At 67.9% G+C, this 18,081-nt stretch carries 14 protein-coding genes; 5 read left to right on the top strand and 9 right to left on the bottom strand.

Annotated elements, in window-relative coordinates; translation table 11 throughout:
* Window positions 1–44: 44 nt before the first annotated feature.
* Window positions 45–620: a mismatch-specific DNA-glycosylase gene (locus tag ACIO3S_RS05100; protein ID WP_350716598.1), complete on the top strand. Its 576-nt coding sequence runs from the start codon at window positions 45–47 to the stop codon at window positions 618–620.
* A gap of 102 nt (window positions 621–722) precedes the next feature.
* Here the strand turns inward: ACIO3S_RS05100 and ACIO3S_RS05095 are convergent, their stop codons facing one another.
* Together ACIO3S_RS05095 and ACIO3S_RS05090 are read right to left on the bottom strand one after the other, a co-directional pair.
* Entirely contained in the window at window positions 723–1,880 is a 1,158-nt protein-coding gene (locus ACIO3S_RS05095) for a hypothetical protein (RefSeq protein WP_400460225.1), read from the bottom strand.
* 150 nt (window positions 1,881–2,030) lie between these two features.
* Window positions 2,031–6,071 (bottom strand): carboxypeptidase regulatory-like domain-containing protein, encoded by a 4,041-nt coding sequence (locus tag ACIO3S_RS05090; RefSeq protein ID WP_400460223.1) that lies wholly within the window; start codon window positions 6,069–6,071, stop codon window positions 2,031–2,033.
* 328 nt (window positions 6,072–6,399) lie between these two features.
* On the opposite strand from ACIO3S_RS05090, the gene ACIO3S_RS05085 reads away from it, so the two are divergent.
* Window positions 6,400–8,241 (top strand): hypothetical protein, encoded by a 1,842-nt coding sequence (locus tag ACIO3S_RS05085; RefSeq protein WP_400460221.1) that lies wholly within the window; start codon window positions 6,400–6,402, stop codon window positions 8,239–8,241.
* A gap of 1 nt (window position 8,242) precedes the next feature.
* On the opposite strand, the gene ACIO3S_RS05080 is transcribed toward ACIO3S_RS05085, so the two are convergent.
* Window positions 8,243–8,782, bottom strand: coding sequence for a TOPRIM nucleotidyl transferase/hydrolase domain-containing protein (locus ACIO3S_RS05080; RefSeq protein ID WP_400460219.1), 540 nt, complete (start codon window positions 8,780–8,782; stop codon window positions 8,243–8,245).
* 75 nt (window positions 8,783–8,857) lie between these two features.
* On the opposite strand from ACIO3S_RS05080, the gene ACIO3S_RS05075 reads away from it, so the two are divergent.
* Together ACIO3S_RS05075 and ACIO3S_RS05070 are read left to right on the top strand one after the other, a co-directional pair.
* The gene (locus ACIO3S_RS05075) at window positions 8,858–9,607 is read left to right on the top strand and encodes a helix-turn-helix domain-containing protein (protein ID WP_400460217.1); all 750 of its coding nucleotides are present in this window, start codon (window positions 8,858–8,860) and stop codon (window positions 9,605–9,607) included.
* Entirely contained in the window at window positions 9,601–10,386 is a 786-nt protein-coding gene (locus tag ACIO3S_RS05070) for a hypothetical protein (protein ID WP_400460215.1), read from the top strand. Before ACIO3S_RS05075 ends, ACIO3S_RS05070 begins: the two co-directional genes overlap by 7 nt.
* A gap of 3 nt (window positions 10,387–10,389) precedes the next feature.
* Here the strand turns inward: ACIO3S_RS05070 and ACIO3S_RS05065 are convergent, their stop codons facing one another.
* From ACIO3S_RS05065 to ACIO3S_RS05050, 4 genes are all read right to left on the bottom strand, one after another.
* Window positions 10,390–11,004 (bottom strand): nucleoside/nucleotide kinase family protein, encoded by a 615-nt coding sequence (locus ACIO3S_RS05065; protein ID WP_400460213.1) that lies wholly within the window; start codon window positions 11,002–11,004, stop codon window positions 10,390–10,392.
* Between the two features lie 15 nt (window positions 11,005–11,019).
* Window positions 11,020–12,555, bottom strand: a complete 1,536-nt coding sequence (locus tag ACIO3S_RS05060) for an alpha-N-arabinofuranosidase (protein WP_400460211.1) — start codon at window positions 12,553–12,555, stop codon at window positions 11,020–11,022.
* A gap of 254 nt (window positions 12,556–12,809) precedes the next feature.
* On the bottom strand, window positions 12,810–13,832 hold the full coding sequence (locus ACIO3S_RS05055; protein ID WP_400460209.1) for a LacI family DNA-binding transcriptional regulator: 1,023 nt from the start codon (window positions 13,830–13,832) through the stop codon (window positions 12,810–12,812).
* 207 nt (window positions 13,833–14,039) lie between these two features.
* Window positions 14,040–14,465 carry a very short patch repair endonuclease gene (locus tag ACIO3S_RS05050; protein WP_400460207.1) on the bottom strand — a complete coding sequence of 142 codons (426 nt, stop codon included), beginning with the start codon at window positions 14,463–14,465 and terminating at the stop codon, window positions 14,040–14,042.
* 76 nt (window positions 14,466–14,541) lie between these two features.
* Between ACIO3S_RS05050 and ACIO3S_RS05045 the strand changes: the two genes are divergently transcribed.
* Entirely contained in the window at window positions 14,542–14,970 is a 429-nt protein-coding gene (locus ACIO3S_RS05045) for a hypothetical protein (RefSeq protein ID WP_400460205.1), read from the top strand.
* 10 nt (window positions 14,971–14,980) lie between these two features.
* Here the strand turns inward: ACIO3S_RS05045 and ACIO3S_RS05040 are convergent, their stop codons facing one another.
* Window positions 14,981–16,423, bottom strand: a complete 1,443-nt coding sequence (locus ACIO3S_RS05040; protein ID WP_400460203.1) for a hypothetical protein — start codon at window positions 16,421–16,423, stop codon at window positions 14,981–14,983.
* Window positions 16,424–16,472: 49 nt separating this feature from the next.
* Window positions 16,473–18,068, bottom strand: coding sequence for a DNA cytosine methyltransferase (locus ACIO3S_RS05035; protein WP_400460201.1), 1,596 nt, complete (start codon window positions 18,066–18,068; stop codon window positions 16,473–16,475).
* Between the last annotated feature and the right edge of the window lie 13 nt (window positions 18,069–18,081).

The following is an 18,081-nucleotide window of genomic DNA, read 5'->3' as shown; positions in this document are numbered from 1 at the left end:
CACCCCCGACCGGTACGTCGTTACGGAGATGGAAGGATCACGCCGTGGCCCGCTTCACCCAGGCCGAGCTCCAGACCTACTACGGCGCCTCGGTACCCGACCTCCTTCCGGCAGACGACCAGCCGCTTCGCCTCCTCTTCGTCGGCATCAACCCCGGCCTGTGGACGGCAGCGACCCAGACCCACTTCGCGCACCCGCTCAACCGGTTCTATCCGGCGATCTTCCGCGCCGGGATCACCACCCGTCCGATCGACGCCTCGGCTGGGATGACGCCGGAGGACCGCGACTATTTCCGAGCCCGCGGCATCGGCTTCACCAACATCGTCCGTCGCGCCACCGCGAAGGCGTCCGAGCTCAGCAACGCTGAGCTCAAGGAGGGCGGCGCCGAGCTGTTCTCCCTGGTCGCACGGAGGAAACCTGCGGTCGTCGCGATCGCCGGGATCACCGCCTACCGGACCGCGTTCAACCGCCCCAAGGCCAAGCAGGGCCTCCAGCCGGAGCCGCTGGCCGGCGCCGAGCTCTGGGTCGTGCCGAACCCGTCAGGCCTCAACGCCCACGAAACCGTCCCCACCCTCGCCGCGGCCTACGCCGAAGCAGCCCGCGCCGCCGGTCTCCTCTGACCTGCCGAGGCGTCACCCCCGTCGCCCGAAGCGTCAGTTACGTCGTTCGAGTGCGCACACGTGTGCCAACTCGGCCGACGTAACTGACGTCTCGGCAGAGAGTCAGAAACCGGAGGGTGGCTGAGGAAGCTCCGGCACCCCGAGCTTAGCCAGCAGCGCCACCGCGTCGTCGGCCGAGACCCGCGACGACTGGGAGTGAAGCATGTCGTCGACGGCGAGGTCGACCTCGGCGGTGAGGCAGACGAGCACGTCCTCGCCCTCGGCCTCGGCAGGCCCCTGGAAGGCGAGCACGGGCAGGTAGGCGAGATCGAGGGAAGCGGTCTTCTGTAGAAGACGTACGGCGGCGAGCACATCGGCCCGCGGGTCGGCGACCTCCAGCGGACGGCCGTCGACGGACGCCGCGCCCGCGGCCGGCACCTCGACCATGCCGGCGGTCGAGGGGATGTCGTGCTGCTCGATGACCGCGACCCCACCCGGATGCACCACGACCGCCTCGAGCTCGCGCGACCCGATGCTCACGTTGAGCACGACCAGCGCCGACTCGAGCTGGCCGAGCGCCTGACGGAGCTTCTCCTCGCCGAAGGTCTCGGGCGCGCCGAGGTCGAGCATCCACCCGCCCGCGGCGGTGGCGACCCACGAGGCGGTCTCCTGCTCCTTCAGCGCCACCAGCTTCTCGGCCTCCTGCCGCAGCCGGTCCCGCTCGAGGGCCGCGTCGTGGGCGCGCCGGCGCTCGTCGTCGAGCTCGGCGCGCAGCATCGCGACCTCGCTCTCGGCCAGCTGCTGCAGCTCTCGGCGCCGCTCGGCCTCCCGGGCACGCTCCTCGGCCTGCTGCTTCTCGGCCTTCAGCCGGGCGACCTCGAAGCGGCGTACGCCCTCCTCGAGCAGCCCGAGCGTGCGGTCGGAGACCGCCACATCGGCGCCCGACTCGAGCCGGTCCCGCAGCGCACCCCAGTTGACCTCGGGGTGGTCGGTCACCAGCGCGTCCAGCACCTTCAGGAGTACGTCACCCTCGACCCCGGCACGCGAAGCCAGCGAGGCCTGGTTGAACCGAGCCGGCACGGGCGCCGCGGTCGAGGCCGGAGCCAGGCTCCACTGCCCCGGCGGCCCCTCGACGAAGCCGCCCGAGTTCAGCACGGCGAGCAGCTCCTCCTCGGTCAGCAGCACTCGCTTGCCCTTCAAAGCGGCGCGCAGGACCTGCAGGCTCAACGGAGCCCGCAGGCGCAGGATCTCGGCGACGGCCGGCATGGAGGAATGAGGCATAGGGGCTGGTTAGGGGGTTGTTCTCGCAGGCGCCGCGATCGTACACCGCAGCACCGACATTCGAGCCGTGCCAGAGCCGTTCCGAACAAACACGCGAAGGCCCCGGACACCGGATGGTGCCCGGGGCCTCGCTGTCGAGCCGGTCGAGTGCTAGTCGAGCGGCTTCAGGTCGAAGTCGTAGACAGTCGTCTGACCAGCCACGATCTGCGCCTTCTTGGTCGCCGGGACAAACCCGTCGGCCGCGACGACCACCTGGAGCGGCGCGTTGGACTTCTGCATCCAGTACCCGTAGGTGCCGTCCGCATCCGTCCGCAGCGTCACGTCGTACGACACGCCGTCGAGGGCCACCACAGCACCCTCGAGCGCCTCACCCGAACCCGTCACCGTGCCCGTGACCTTGCCCCAGCCGGAGGGCGCCTTCACGATCATGGTCGCCGGGACCGGCGCCACGGTGTAGGGAGTGTTGTTCCCGATGACCACGTCGGCCGTGTAGGTGCCCGGCTGGTCGACCGTGGCCGCGAACGTGGCGATCGCGGTGACCGACTTGCCCGGTGCCAGCGTGAACGACGGCGGCTGGACGTCCAGCCACGCGACGCCACCGCCGCCACCGGTCTCACCGGTCACATCGAGGATGATGTTGGAGTCGGGGAACCCGAGCTCCGCGGCGTCGGTCGGCTCCGGCGTACCGCAGGCGTCGGAGGCCAGGTAGGTCGGCGAGGTCTCGGCGGCGGCGTTGCCACCGAAGTAGACCGCACCACCGGCGACGGAGACGACCAGGATGTCGTCCGGCGCGATCTCCGCCGACGCCGCGATCGGCACCGTGTAGGTCGCCCCGAAGTCACCGGTCACCGTCGTCGTACCCGACCCGATCGGGGTCAGGTTGGCGAAGGTGAACGCCGCGCCCTCCGGCAGCGTGTAGAGCGTCGCCGTCACCGGCGTGCTCCCGTTCGCCGACTCCTGGACCGCGAAGCTCACGCTGGTGGGCGTGAAGCCGCCGGAGACCCCGAAGTCACCCGGAGAGTAGGTGCGCAGGATCGTCGTGGTCCCCGAGGGGCACGCGACCGAGCTGGACATCACGACCTCGTGCGAGCTCGAGTGGGACAGGGTCGTCTCACCCGCGGGGGTCGGCGCGAGAGCGGTCACCGAGGGCTGACCCGACGAACCCAGCTTGCTCCCCGACTTCGACGAGGTCAGGCCCGACGCCTTCGACCCGGCACCCGGCTTGGTCTCGACCGTCGTGGCCTTCGTGGTGACGCTCTTGGTGACGCCGGCCGAGGCGGTCTTGTCGCCCTGGATGACGATCTCCTCGCCGCTGGCACCCAGATCGACCTCGACGGGCGCGGACCCGGTGTTGGCGATCTTCAGGTTGCGGGAGACCGAGCCACCCATCGCGAGGCTGGCGTTGAGCGCGGTCTGAGTGACGGCGAGCCGGCCGGCCTTGAGCTGGGCGTTGGAGGTGAGCGTGGTGTCCTCGGCGACGGTGAGGTTGCGGCTGATCGGGTCGTAGTCGGGCGCGGTGAAGCTCACGCCGTACGCACCGGTCACCAGGTCGACGCTGTAGGAGCCGTCGGCGCCGGTCTCGACCGTCTTGACGGACCCGCCGGCGGTCGGGGTCAGGGTGACCTCGGCGCCGTCGATGCCCTCCTTGGTGTTGTAGTCCTTGACGACACCGGAGACCGTGCCCATCGAGGCCAGGTCGAAGGTGATCGACTTGTCGTCGCTCAGCGAGGCGGTGTTGAGCGAGAACTGGGTGCCGATCGTGCCGGTGGCGTTCTCGATCCCGATCGTGGCCGAGCCGCCCAGTGCCCGGTCGCCGGTGGGCAGGTCCCCGTAGCCCAGCTCGACCCGGCCGTCCTCGAAGAGGGTGACCGAGAAGTCGAGCAGGTCCGAGCTGCTCAGCGGGTAGACGTCACGCCACTCGATGACGAACGCGTCCACGCCGTCGACCGTCGTCGCCGCGGTGAACACGTCGGCCTCACCGCGAGCGTCGAGGTCGTCCCAGAACGGGTAGATCGCCGCGTTCGGCACGGCCGTGGACGGCAGCGCCCCGTTGGCGTAGGCCGTGCTGGACGCGAGGAAGTTCACGTGACCGTTCGATGCGACGTACGCCTTGGCGTAGCTGCCTCCGTAGAGCGGGAAGCTGAACGGCAGGTCGACCGAGGCGGCCGCGTCGTCACCTTCCAGCCCGAGCGCGGTGGTGCCGGAGCGTACGCCGCTCGAGCCCTCCGAGCAGAAGTAGCCGTAGTCGTCGTAGGAGAAGACCACCTTGACGTTGTGGGTCTTGGCGCCCGTGACCTCGATCTCGGAGCTCGTGGCCTCGGCACAGCCGGACCCCTCGGTGAAGATCGTGTACGTCCCCTCCGGGACGCCCGCGATCGAGTAGGTCCCGTCGGCACCCGAGGTCGCGGACAGGTTGCCCGGCGAGAGCTGGATCTCGGCCCCGGCGATCGGGGCGTTGGTGCTGGCGTTGGTGACCGTGCCGCTGACCGTGTGCTTCGGAGCCTCGGCGAGGTCGAAGTCGACGGTCGTGGTGGCGTCCTGGGTGACCGTCGCGGACCCCGTCTCGGTGACGAACCCGAAGGCGGAGGTGGTCAGGTCGTAGTCACCCACGAAGACACCGGCCGAGAAGTGGCCCTCGGCGTCGGTCGTGAGGGTCCGGTCGAGAGCCTCGCCGTCGAGCTCGACGGTCGCGCCCTCGATCGGCTCACCGCCGCTGGTGACGGTGCCGGCGACCGTGCCGCCCTCGGCCGGAGCCAGGGCGATCAGGCGCGCCAGGTCGAGGTAGCCCTCGCCGTACACGTTGTTGTTCTCGGCGGTGCCACCGCAGGTGGTGTCGTCGACATCGGTCGCCGCCTCGTTGAGCAGGCGGCGGGTCTCCTCGACGTTGCCGATCAGGGTGGGGTTGTAGCTCCACAGCGCCGCGACGGCTCCCGCGAGGTGCGGGGCGGCCATCGAGGTGCCGTTGTAGCTGCCGTACGAACCGCCCGGGAGGGAGGAGCGTACGTTCACGCCCGGCGCCGCGATGTTGGGCTTGACCAGGCCGTTCTGGCCCGAGCCACGGCCCGAGAAGGAGGCGACGGCGCCGGAGGAGTCGACCGCGCCCACCGAGTAGGTGAGCACGTTCGCGCCCGGGGACGACGTCCCCTGGCACATCGAGCCCGGGTTGCCGGAGGCCCACGAGGAGAATTGGCCGGCTGCGTTCCAGGCGGCGTTCACGTCGTCGAAGAAGGAGTCGATGTAGCCGACGCCGTTCCAGCCCCAGGAGTTGTTGATGACGTGCGGGCGCTTGGCGACGTCCGGGTTCTCCCCGGCGGCGTCGGTCGGCTCCAGCAGCCACCAGCCCGACTCGAGCAGCCCGGCGTCGGTGCCGCAGCAGCCGTTGGTCTCGATCCACTCGGCGTCGGGTGCGACACCGATCTGGTTGCCGGCGCCGTCGTCGCCGACCATCGTGCCCATCGTGTGGGTGCCGTGGCCGTCGAGGTCGCAGGGACCGCTGGAGCAGTCGCCGTAGGCGTCGTACCAGTTGTAGTCGTGGGTGAAGGTGCCGTCACCGTTGTTGCCGCGGTACTGGTTCACCAGGGCCGGGTGGGTGTAGTCGGTGCCGGAGTCGACGCTGGAGACCACGATGCCGGCGCCGGTCGCGCCCTGCTCCCACGCCTCGGGGGCGTTGATGAAGTCGATGCCCCACTCGATGCCCTGCGGCGCCTTGGTGGCCGTCTCCTCCTTGACCGGCTCCACGAGCGAGAGCTTGGCCCGCTCGTGGACGGTCTTGATCTCCGGGTCGGCGGCCAGCTTCAGCGCCAGGTCCTCGGAGCCGTCCTTCACCAGGATCGCGTTCGAGATCGCGTACGTCTTGTAGCTGACCTTGGCGGCGTCGAGCTCGGCGACGGCGCCGGCCTGAGATGCCTTCGCCGTCTTCTCGAGCGCGTCGACGACGTACTGGCCACGCTCGGTCCAGTCGTCGATGGAGGAGGCCGGGCCGAGGTTGGCCTTGTCGGAGAACCGGAGCCAGAAGTCGGTCGATTCCGACTTCTCGAACTTCGACTCGAGGGTGGACGTGAGCTTGGCCGCGGGGGCCTTGTCGTCGGCCGTAGGGGTGCCGGCGAATGCGGGAGTGGCAAGCATCGCAGCCGTGGCGGCGAGTATGCCTGTGGCTGCTACGGCCGATCGGCCGAGGCGTGAATATCTCAAGGTGGGTCTCCTTGCGGAAACCGTCGGCAAAACCCGCGAGCAGAGATCGTGCACATTCCCGGGTAATGCGGACGGATCGATTATTGCCACGGGAGAGCGTTCTCTCGATTTGTTACAGGCGCAGTCATTCCAAGCGCCGGAGCGCGGCAGATACCTGCCAATGTCGTAAAAGCGTCACGGCTCTAGACAAGTTGGCGAGGCAAATATGACACGGCCGCGTCATTGACACCCGCCCCCGGTATCGGCTCTGACGAATGCTCCCTCAAAGGCCGGGTCGTTGACGTCGGTCCGCTTTCCGTTCGCTGTACGTTTTTGTAAAAGGAGGGGCATGTCTGCGATCAAACGCGTGACGAACACGTCCGAGGCCGAGGCGCTGGCGGCGTTGCTCAACGGCGACTCCCGCACGAAGCCGACCGTGGTGGTGACGGTCGCGTCAGGACACACCGAGCCCTACGCCGACGTGGAGCGGATCGCGGCCGAGATCGGCGACCTCGCCGACCTCTACCTGGTCACGACCGGCGGACACACCTGGGCCTTCTCCAACAAGATGACGCCGGGCACGCAGGTCTACGGCGGCGCCGGACGGGTCTACCCGGTCGGCCTGGGGTGGAACATCGATCTGAAGCAGGCCCCGCTGCGGTTCGCGTGGAGCAAGTCCGAGGGCCCCAAGCTCACCGGGCAGCTCATCGACGACGCTCTCGACATGGCCGCGGCGGCCGGGCTCTTCGACAGCGCCCGCACCGCCTCCACCCGCGAGCGCCGGGCCGGCACGGTGCGCTCGATCATGAGCGAGCGCGCTCTGGTCGCCCTCGATGGGGGCGACATGGCCTCGGTCCCGCCCCAGCTCGCCCAGGCCGGGGTGCCGATCGAGCGCGTACTCGCCCCTGGGATGCACGTCGACGGCGTCCTGGAGAAGAAGTCACGCTGGCTCGACATCCGAGAGAGCCGCCCCACCGCCGAAGAGGCATTGAAGACGTACGCCGCCGGGGACGTCGTCCCCGCCGAGGTCCGCTCCGTGCTGGCCGGCTCGGCCGACCTGCGCCTGCATCCCGACGTCACCGTCGAGCTCTTCCGCTCCGATGTGACCGGCGACCCCGACGACGACCTCTCGGCGCTTCTCACCCCCGGTGAGGTCGTGCTCGCGCGGGTCATCGCCACCGGGCCCAAGTGGCGGCTGTCGCTGCGCGAGGTCCGCGAGCACGACACCGCCCGCGAGGCCCTGGCTCTGTACGCCGGTGGCCCGCCCTGGCTCGATCCGGATGCTCCACCGCCCGCCGTCGTCGAGCACGTCGATCCCGAGCCTGCGTCTGCCGAGGTCGCCGCGGTGGTCGAGCCGGTCGAGCCGGCTGTCGCGATGGCTGTCGAGCCCGTTGCCGAGGCTCCGCCCAGGCCGGCGATCCCGAGCCCCGCGATGATGCCGCGCCGCAAGGGCGAGCCGGTCCGCGCGGTCCGTCCGGCCCCGGCGCCTCCGCCCGAGCCCGCGCCGATGCCGGAGAAGGAGACCGCGCCGGCGAAGAAGGCCGCGGTGCAGTCGATGTCGCTGCAGGTCACCGCCATCAAGGCCGAGAAGGCTCACCTCGAGGCCGAACTGGCCGAGCTCCGCGACCAGGTCTCCGGGCTGCGCAACGAGCGCGTGCAGTTCGCCAAGGACCTCGCCCGCGCGGCCCGCCAGGTCGAGACCCGCGACGCCGAGCTGGCCCGGATGCGCTCCCAGCTGCGTCGCGCCAAGCAGCGCACCGCACCACCCGATGTCGCTCTGCCGGTCTTCGCCGACCGCGAGCGCGGCTTCCGTCACCTGGTCGAGGCCGCCTGGGCCCGCCGTATCCCCGTAGGCGAACAACCGACCCGGCCGCTGCCGGACTACGCGATCGGCGAGCGGTTCCTCGACAGCGTCGACGCACTCGAAGGCATCGCCGTCGACAAGATCGCCGACGTGGTCATGGAGGTGCTCACCGGCCTCGCGGAGCAGTCGACCGGCCGCGAGCTGCACCAGCTGCGTACCTCCGCCGGGGGCAACTCCGCGCCACAGTCCCGCCCCGACGGCGCGGTCTGCTACCGGGTCTCGATGCAGATCCACACCCCCAGCGCCCGCCGGCTGCACTTCTGGAAGTGCCCCGACGGCACCATCGAGCTCTCCCGCGTCGTCGTCCACGACGACATGGAGCCCTAGCTCAGCCCCAGCACCAGGTCAGCAGCCCGATGAGCGGGTCCGGGATCGACTCGATCTCGACGGCCTCGCCGAGGATGGTGCCGTAGCGGATCTTGCGGCCCGACGCGGTGCCGAAGAAGCGATGCAGCTGGTCGGCGACCTCCTCGCCGCGGTGCTCGGGCTGGTTCTGCAGCGTACGGAACTTGCCGCCCTCACCGTTGGCCTCGAGGATCTCCACGATCCGCGCGGCGCCGATGGCCCGGATCATCTCGTCCTCCAGGTCGCGCCGGCACGCGAAGAACCCCTGGCCGGAGAGGTCCTCGCCGACCTGCCGGCCGAGCGCATTGGTGACGAAGTGCTCCTCGGCTTCGTCGTAGAGGCCGCCGACCCGGTGCCCCGCCGCCGTCGTCTCCCGGATGAACCGCCCCGCGTTCCCGGCACCGCCCATCGAGACGACCTCGATCCCGAGTTCGGTCAGCTCCACTCCGTAGCGCGGAGCCAGCGCCTCCACCAGAGCCTTGTCCGACTCTCCTTCGACGAGCAGCGTGATCGGTCGCGTCATGGCGCACACATTAGAAGAAAGGTACGTCGCCGCGCCTGTTCCATATATGCAACACCTCGACCTAGAGTTGCATATATGGAATCGGACGTCGGCCGCCTGGTCGCCGAGTGCATCGAGCACTCGGGCCTCAACGCCCGCCAAGTGGCGGCGCGCGCGGGCGTGGCCGCGTCGACGGTCCATAGGATCCTCAACGACCAGGTCAGCCCGTCGGTCGCGACGCTCCACAACATCACCGCCGCCTGCGGGCTCGACCTGACGATGAGCACCTCACCGCTGGCATCCGCAGCAGCCGCCGCGGCGGCGCGAGCCATCCTCGACGAGAACTACCCGGCGGAGGTGGACGCCGACATCGAACAGTGGGCCGCCCGGCTCGACACCTGGGCCGACGGCGACCCGGTCCAGATCATCGAGGAGGCCGCGCGCGCCTCGGGCGTCCTCCACCGACCGGACGCCGTCCGACTCGGCGGGGAGGCCACCATCGGCCGGCTCGCCTCCGCCGGCGACGCCTCCGGCCAGCGCTGGGCGCTCTCCGGCGCGGCCGGCCTGGACCTCCCGTCCTTCGATGGAGCCGTCCCCCGGATCTCGGTCCTGTGGTGCGAGGATCCGAGCTCGATCCGGACTCTTCTCACCGGCGGAGCCCTCCGGCCGGCATCCGCCCCGCACCGTTCCACCGTGGTCATCGCCGCCGCCGAACCCGACCTGTTCCTCGGCACGTTCGAGCGCGACCGGGTGGTCTACGCGGCCCCGATCCAGATCGCGATCGACGCCATCTCGGTCGGCGGCGACGCCGCGGCCCGCGCCCGCGAGGAGATCCGGACATGGTGACCAAGCAGCCCCGCTGGGCACCGGACCCCGAGACGTACGCCGCCCGCAAGGCGACCACGGACGACTCCTACCGGGAGGTCGCGGACCGTGATGCCCAACTGCGCGACACCGGCATCTGGTGGACCGAGGTCGACACCGCCCGCATCCTCCCGAGCGACACCGACCGCGCCTGGCGCCGGTTCCGCGCGACCCTGCCTGAGTTGATCTGGAACGCCGCGACACTCGAGGGCAACAGCTTCACGCTTCCCGAGGTCCGCTCCCTCCTCGACGGCATCACCGTCGGTGGCCATCGGGCCGCGGACGAGCTGCAGGTGCTGGCGCTGAACGAGGCGTACGGCGCGCTTCGCGACCTGATCGGCTACGGCAGGTTCCATATCGACAAATCGACGTCCGACCGCCTCAACCGCATCGTCGCCCTCCACGAGACGCCTGACGCCGGACGGTTCCGCGGCGAGGGCACGCTGCGTCGCAACGGCAGCGAGCTGCTCCGAACCCGCTTCGCCACACTGCGGGAGCGCCTCGCCGAGACCGACGACCCCCGGCTCCAGGCACTGATCTACTTCTGCTCCGCCGCGCGGACCCGGTTCTACGCCGGCGGCAACGAACGCACCGCCCTGCTGATGATGACCGGCATCCTGATCTCGAACGGCTTCGACGCCATCAGCATCCCCGGCGCCCGCCGCCTCGAGCTCGACCACGCCCTCGACACCCTCGTCACCACCGACGACGCCACCGAGCTGATGTCGTTCCTGATCGACTGCGCCGCGTCGGCGGACTGAGGATCAGAGCACCCGATCTGCTCGATCCCGCGTCGCCCGCACCAGCGCGGCGTTGCGCAGATCGCTCCCGGCGATCTTGGCCTCCGCCTCCGCCCGAGACCTCCCGCCGGCAAGAAACCGCTCGAGCAGCCGGGGCACGAGGATGTCATCCGGGACGTCGACGAACCATGCCTCGTCCAGCAGGCCGCGCACGTCCTTCCACGGCCCATCCGCCAGCAGCAGGTAGTTCCCCTCGGTGATCACGATCGGCTCGCCGTCGATCACCACCCCGCTGGGCACCGGCTCGTCCGTAATCCGACTGAACGTCGGCCACTCGACTCGTCCGCGACCCCGCACCTGTCGCAACGCCGCCACGTATGCCTCGGCGTCGAAGGTGTCCGGCTCGCCCTTCCGCGCCCGCGCGCCCATCGCGTCGAGCTCGGCGTTGCTCCGGTGGAACCCGTCCATCGGCGCGACCACCGCAACCTGCGCGGTCAAATTGAGTACGTCGCGCAGCCGCTCCGCCAGCGTCGACTTCCCCGCCCCCGGCGGACCGACGATGCCGAGTACGAACCTGGCGCCTGCCTTCTCCCCGATCTTCTCCGCCAGCCGGAGGAGCTCGCTCTCACTGACGGTCAAGGTCAACCTCGGGCCTCACGACACCGACACCTCGAGCTCGACGACCGCCCACGACAACGGCGGAAGGTTCAGCCGCAGGCTCCCGTCCTGGACGCCGACGTCGCGAAGCGGCACGAGCCCCACCCGATCGGGTGCGGCCTCCACGTTGGACGTGTGCCGGTCGCCGCCCTCGGGAATGGTGAGAACCTCGGCACTCGCCACCCGCGAAACCCCGAGGCCGCGCAGATCGACGGTCACCTCGGAAGCCTCCTCGAGCCCACGGTTGGCGACGAAGAGGGCGACCCGACCGTCCGGCTCCGACCAGGTCGCGGCAGCGTCGATGACGTCGACGTCGCCGAACTTCTCGGTCGGGATCTGGTCGGCGGAGACGGCGAGCCGCAGGATCTGTCCGCGGGCGAGGGAAGCCATCCGGGCGAACGGCCAGAAGATCGTCTGCCGCCAGGCCGGCCCGCCCTCCCCGGAGCGGATCGGCGCGATCACGTTGACCAGCTGCGCCTGGTTGGCGATGCGTACGCGATCACCGTGGCGCAGCAGGCTGTTGAGCAGGGTCCCGACGACCACGGCATCGGTGACGGAGTAGGTGTCCTCGATCAGCCGCGGGTGCTCGCGCCACTCCTTCTTCACCTGGTGGGGCTGGTCCTCGGAGTCGAGGCCCTCGTAGTACCAGACGTTCCACTCGTCGAAGGAGATGTCGACCTGCTTGGTGTGCTTGCCGGCCGCCTTGACGGCATCGATCGTGGCGACGACGCCGTCGATGAACGCGTCCATCCCGACCGCCTCGGCGAGGAACGAGGCGGCGTCCCCAGAGCGCTCCTGGTAGTACTCGTGCATCGAGATGTAGTCGATCTCGTCGTACGCGTGGGTCAGCACGGTGTGCTCCCACGAGCCGAACGTGTCCATGTAGCGGTTGGACGAACCCACCGCGACCAGCTCGATCGAGTCGTCGACGAGCTTCATCGCCTTGGCCGTCTCCTGCGCCAACCGGCCGTACTCGTGCGCCGTCTTGTGGCCGATCTGCCACGGCCCGTCGAGCTCGTTGCCGAGACACCACAGCTTGATATCGAAGGGCTCCTCGGCCCCGTTCTTCCGGCGAAGATCGGACCAGTACGTCCCACCGGGATGGTTCGCGTACTCGACCAGCGCTCGCGCCTCCTCGACCCCGCGCGTACCGAGGTTGATCGCCTCCATCACCTCGACGTCGGCCTCGCGGGCCCACCCGACGAACTCGTGGAGCCCGAACGCGTTGGTCTCGATCGTGTGCCAGGCGCCGTCGAGGCGGCGGGGCCGGTCCCCGACCGGGCCGATGCCGTCCTCCCAGCGATAGCCGGAGACGAAGTTGCCGCCGGGGTAGCGTACGACCGTCGGGCCCAGTTCGCGGACGAGCTCGAGCACGTCCTTGCGGTAGCCGCGGTCGTCGGCCGTCGGGTGGCCGGGTTCGTAGATGCCGGTGTAGACGCACCTCCCCATGTGCTCGACGAACGAGCCGAAGAGACGACGAGGTACGTCGGCGATGGTGAAGTCACGGTCGATGGTGATTCGTGCGTGGGTCATAGATCTCCTAGCGTTGCATGCGCACTATTACATCGTTGTAATGATGTGGGCAAGTGTCTCTTCCTCCCCTATTCGGTGGATCCCTCCCGACGCCGACCGACCAGGTCTCGATCACGAGTGCCAATGGGAAGCATGACGTCCCGAAAGCCACTCGCCCGATGAGCACGACGCTCCTCATCGGTGCGGGTATCGGCTACCTGCTGGGCATCCTCGTCGGCGCGTGGATCGCCCGCGGCCGCCGGACCGCCCACTAGCTACCGCGTAGTGCTTGCCCGCACGACCAGCTCGTGCGGGATCGCGACGGCGCGCGGTGGGGACGTACGGTCGCCGATCCGGGTCAGCAGCAGATCGACCGCCGCCTCGGCGTACGCACGCCGATCCAGGGCGACCGTGGTCAGCGTCGGATTCATGAAGCGAGCGTGCTCGACATCGTCGAACCCGCTCACCAGGACGTCGCCCGGCACCGCGAGCCCATGCTCCTGGAGCACGTGCACCGCGCCGAACGCGATCGAGTCGGTGAACGCCATGACCGCGTCGAACTCGACGCCGCGGGCCAGCAACTCCTCCGCCGCCGCTGCCCCACCCACCATCGACCAGTCCGCGATATCCACCTCCAGCGAAGGGTCGTACGCGACGCCGTGCTCATCGAGCGCCCCGCGGTAACCCTCGAGCCGCTGGACGCTGGTAGCCGGGGCGTAATCGGCACCCCTCGCCCCACCCAGAACGGCGATCCTCCGCGCGCCCTGGTCCAGAAGGTGAGCCGCCACCTCGTACCCCGCCTGCCGGCTGTCGACCAGCACCCGGTCGACCTTGTGCTGCTCGACCTCCCCGATCAGCACCACCGGCGGCAGCTGATCGTCATGGACGAGGACGCTGTCCTGGAGCCGGATCGGATTGAGGATCAGGCCGTCGACAAGGTGCTCACGGGCACGCGAGACGAGGTCGTGCTCCCGCTTCGGCTCGGCGCCCGTCTCTTCGATCTGGACCGCCATCCCCCGCGCGTGCGCCACCTGCACCACCCAGTGCACCATCTCGGCCGAGAAGGCCGTCGACAGGTCCGGCAGCGCCAGCGCGATCACCCCGGTCCGCCCGTTCCGCAGGCTCCTGGCACTCAGGTTCGGTACGAAGTCCAGCTCCGCGACCGCCGCCAGCACCTTCTCGCGGGTGTCGGGACGTACGAACACCGTCTCGTTCATCACGTTCGAGACCGTCTTCGGCGACACCCCCGCCAGCGCCGCGACATCCTTCACCGTCGCCCGCCGCGGCCCCCTGGTCATGGGGTCAGCGTAGTTGAGTTCCGCTGCTTGGCCTGTGCCTCATCGGCTCGAGAGTGGCCCCAGGGAATCGGAGATTTGTGACGCTCGAATCTAGACGCCCAAGCGGCGACCGAGGCAGATCCCGACCGGTAGCCGGGCGCAGATTCGTGTTGCAGTCCACTCGACGAGCTCCAGCCCGACCGACGTGCGACGCAAGCGACGACGGGGTTACGTTCGCGCCCGCACAGATGCAACGATCCGACTGCAAACGAGCGCTGGGTCCTCGTGCTCCCAAGCTCGTACGACCACCCACCCGGCCTCACTCAGCAGCTGGTTCGTCTCGCGGTCGCGCTCGACGTTTCGGGCAATCTTTGCCGACCAGTACTCGTCGTTGGTCTTCGCCCGCGTCCCATGGTCGGGGCAGCCATGCCAATAACACCCATCGATCATTACGGCAACCCTCGCGCGGGTGAAGACGAGGTCTGCTCGTCGATTTAGGTCGGGAATCGGCCTGACGTCCACTCGGTAGCGAAGACCCTGGGCGTGCACCAGGCGCCGCACCGCCAGTTCCGGCTTGGTGTCACGCCGCCGGTTACCTTGCATCGTTGACCGGGCTGATGGCGAAGACGCCCACGATGTGTACTTAGCGCTCATACAACAACTCCCCGCACGCTCTACTACGAGCAAGAATCTCAACCACCAACCAACACACGGCGCTAGGCTGCGAACTGTGGCCAAGTATGCCAACTGCAAACATGGCAGGAACTCAGCCTTCTGCCCCTACGGCTGCGAAGCCGTCGAGGCGACGAAGAAACCACGACACGCCGCACAAGCTCGCGAGCGCAAGGGTGAGCACGGCTTTCACGGGGGCGAAACAAAGCAAGACGTCATCGACGACATCTGCCTCCTCCTAGGAGTTCGCAGACAGCAGGTCTCGGTAGGCAGCAGCCTCCCCTCCGAAGTCTTCCGGACCGCTTCCGAACGGCTTGGCCTGCCGTATCACTCAATGCCTGATGCTTGTGAACGAATCGTGAAGCGCGCCGGCATGACGTGGAACACGGCCTTCGACTCTCGCGGCACCGCCTCAGGTGGCGGCTCCACCGTCACTCTCGATGGCATTCAAGCAGTCCGTGCTGCGTTGCGTTCGCTGCTCGCCTAACAAGACGCGGCTACGTCTGCCTCGCCGCCGGCCAGTCGTGTCGAGCGACTCGAATTCCTCGTCGTGCCTTTCGAACATTCATCATGAACTTGGGCTCTCGAGTCGCTCCGCGCTCCCCTGCCTTCTTCGGCGCCTGGGGTGGCTGTTCCTGCACACGAACCTCACCACCGGCAATCGCTGCTGATAGTGCTGGAGGGTTGGGGATCCAGAACGCTTCGACATGGAGCGGGGTGAAGGCCGACTTCCTGATGCGGCTAATGCCACTATTCGACGGTGCCGGCGCTTTGCCCGTCGCGGCGGCCTTGAACTCTCTGTGCCAAACCACAAATTCGCCGTCGGCATCCATCTCGGCAGCACCACTGATAGTGAGGAAGCCGAGGCCCTGCTCTTGCACACACTGCCACACGGCTTGCTCGTCGTTGAGCCACATCGCTCCGTTGTTGGTCTTCACTCGCTCGGGGAAACGTTGGAGTTCGACATGGACTTTGATGTCCCAGACCCAGTTCAGCGAGTAATCGAACACCGTGTTGCCATACTTTACTCGCGGACCTGGAACCTTGGGCTGATATGCGGCACCGAGCACTTGCCGAGCACGTTGCTCCCCGAAGAAACCCTGCCACTCATTGTCGTTCGCGCCACGCAGGCTGTTGTCCGCGAGCCACTTGACCGACTTCCTGCCGTCCCAGTAGTTGGGTAGACCCGCTTGGAGCGCAGCGGCAAGCGCGTCGCCTTCGGCCTCCGGTGTGGCGAGCATGTCGGAGACCACCGCACCGAGACGTCCGAGCTTTCGTTCGGCGCCGGCGAGGATGGTGTTGAGGCCAGGGAGCTGGATCGTCTCACCCGTTGAGGCGCAGTCGTCAGTCCATGGCACGTTGAGCACGCTTGCGAGGGATGCACCGAGTCTGGTCTTGCTGCTCTTATCGATCCGCGAATCGCCCGGAAAGAGGGCGTCTGCAAGGTTCACGAAGACCGACTTGTGTTCCTTCGATCCTGGTCCGAGCGTCTCTCGTGGTGCGTTCGTCAAGGCGGCGATGCGCGTGACCGCCTCGATCTTAGAGCGCGCAGGCTCGAAAGCATCCCACTCCTCCCCGCGCAGCGCTACCGGTGCCTCATCCTTGAGTTGGCGGAGAGAGCCCGCGTAGAAGGCGCGCGTGGCGCCTTCGAGCAACGCGTTGAATCCGTCGAGCGTGACCATGTTCTTGACTACGAAACGGTCATCTGTCCAGACAATATCGAGGTGCGACGCAATCGCCTTTCCCATCGCGGCTGGGGTGCGGACGACGTCGACGTCGAGTTCAAGCGAATCACGCAGAGCAACCAGGGCCCGCTTGCCGGCTCGGGTACCACCAACGCTAGCGCTGGGCGCCCTGCCCGTCAGAGCGTGTATGCGTCCGAGCGCCTCCCCAAGTGACTCCGCGGGGATAAAGAACGGGTCATCAAGAACAGCGCGCACAGGCGTACTACATCAGATCCAGGCCCGTGATGTTCACGAATCCGGAGGTTCACCCACGTTCAATCGCGGGTACATGCTGGCTGAGGAACTGCTCAACGACAGCCGGCGTCGTCCGCTCCGCTGCCTCAGCAAGCCACTTACCCACGCCGTTCGCATCGTACGGCTCACCGTTCGGACCTTCCACCCCGTCGGTGTCGTAGTTCGCCAAAATCGACGCGTCTCGTCGGAGATGTTCGCGGAAGACGTGCTGCACGGCGCCAATCGCTACGCCGTTTCCTAGTTGCTTATAGGTCGCAGCGTCCCTCTGGTTTGGGAAGATGAACGAGTCCGGCAAACCCTGAAGACGGGCCGTCTCGCGGGGCGACATGCGACGCTCACGTGGGCCAACGATCGTCGTCTGGGTGATCGCGACAAGAGCCGGGACATAGGTCGGCCTCTTGGCACGGATGCCCGATGGCCGGAGATGCATGATCGTGTCCCACAGACGCTTGGTGTCCTGCGCCTGCCACTCGAGTTTGCGACGGGACGCCGGGAAGAGTTCGGTGTAAACCCCCCAACGGTATGCCCAAGCGAGAATGTCCCCCCAATGCGCCTCGAACGCGTCGTAATTACGACGAAGGTGGCTCTTCTTCCACTCAGGCAGTTCGGGGTCGATGCTTGGCCTAGTGACGCGAGCGGGCATCCAGGTCTTCGGCATGTCGCCAAGCGGCTCATACTTGCCCGTGGTCGCATCGCGCTCGGGACTCGGCAACGGGCGTCGCACCAGCTGTGCGACCTCTTGAAAATCACGCCACGAATCTGCCCAGTAAGGGAAGCCCTTCAGGTGCTCACCCGTGCGGTCGTACATCATCGTCTTGAACTCGTCCCAAGCGTCGATCCACAGACGCTCAGCCGGCGTGAGCGTGCAACCGGCGATGTTGTGCGAGTCGTCCAAGAGCCGATCGAGGTCCCAGCCGTGGTCCGGATGCCCCGGGTCGAAGAGATCCGCGGACCCGGGCTCTCGGGGGAAACGCTTCGCCATCTCCGCAACCGGCGCAGGACCGATCTCAAACTCTGCGATGCTCCCATCGGGCTCCCGCGGAACCCGATGAGGAGCGTAGGTGGCGGTGATAAACACCCGCTCGCGAACCTGAGGCGTTCCGCCCAGGTGCTCGGGCAGCAGGTGCGGGGAAAAGATCGCCGGCTTGTACGAGACGTGATAGCCCTCTTGGCGGAGCGTCTTGATGATGACGTGCCATTCGTGCTCGTGACGAGGGCCGATCAGATTGCGGACGTTTTCAAGTAGAACGACCTTCGGATGGTGCGCCTTGATGATCGAAGCGATGTTGTAGAAGAGCGTCCCGCGGGCCTCATCCATGCCGCGCTGAGCACCAGACTTGGAGAACGGCTGACACGGGAACCCTGCACAGAGCACATCGTGCTCAGGGACGTTCATGATGTGGCGCTGGTCGTCAGCATCCTGGGTGATGTCACCCAGTGCCGACTCTCCACCGTGGAGGCCCCAGTTGGCGTCGTAGACAGCAGCGGCGGCCTTGTCGATCTCGACGGCGTACACACACTCACCACCGAAAGCCTTCATCACAGCATGGAAGCCGCCGATCCCGGCGAAGAGGTCAATGAACCTGAAGTTGCGCTGCTCCGCCATGACTGCATCCTAC

This window comes from Nocardioides sp. NPDC087217, from assembly GCF_044744805.1.
Taxonomy (GTDB): Bacteria; Actinomycetota; Actinomycetes; order Propionibacteriales; family Nocardioidaceae; genus Nocardioides.
This window is presented reverse-complemented; position numbering and strand designations above follow the sequence as displayed.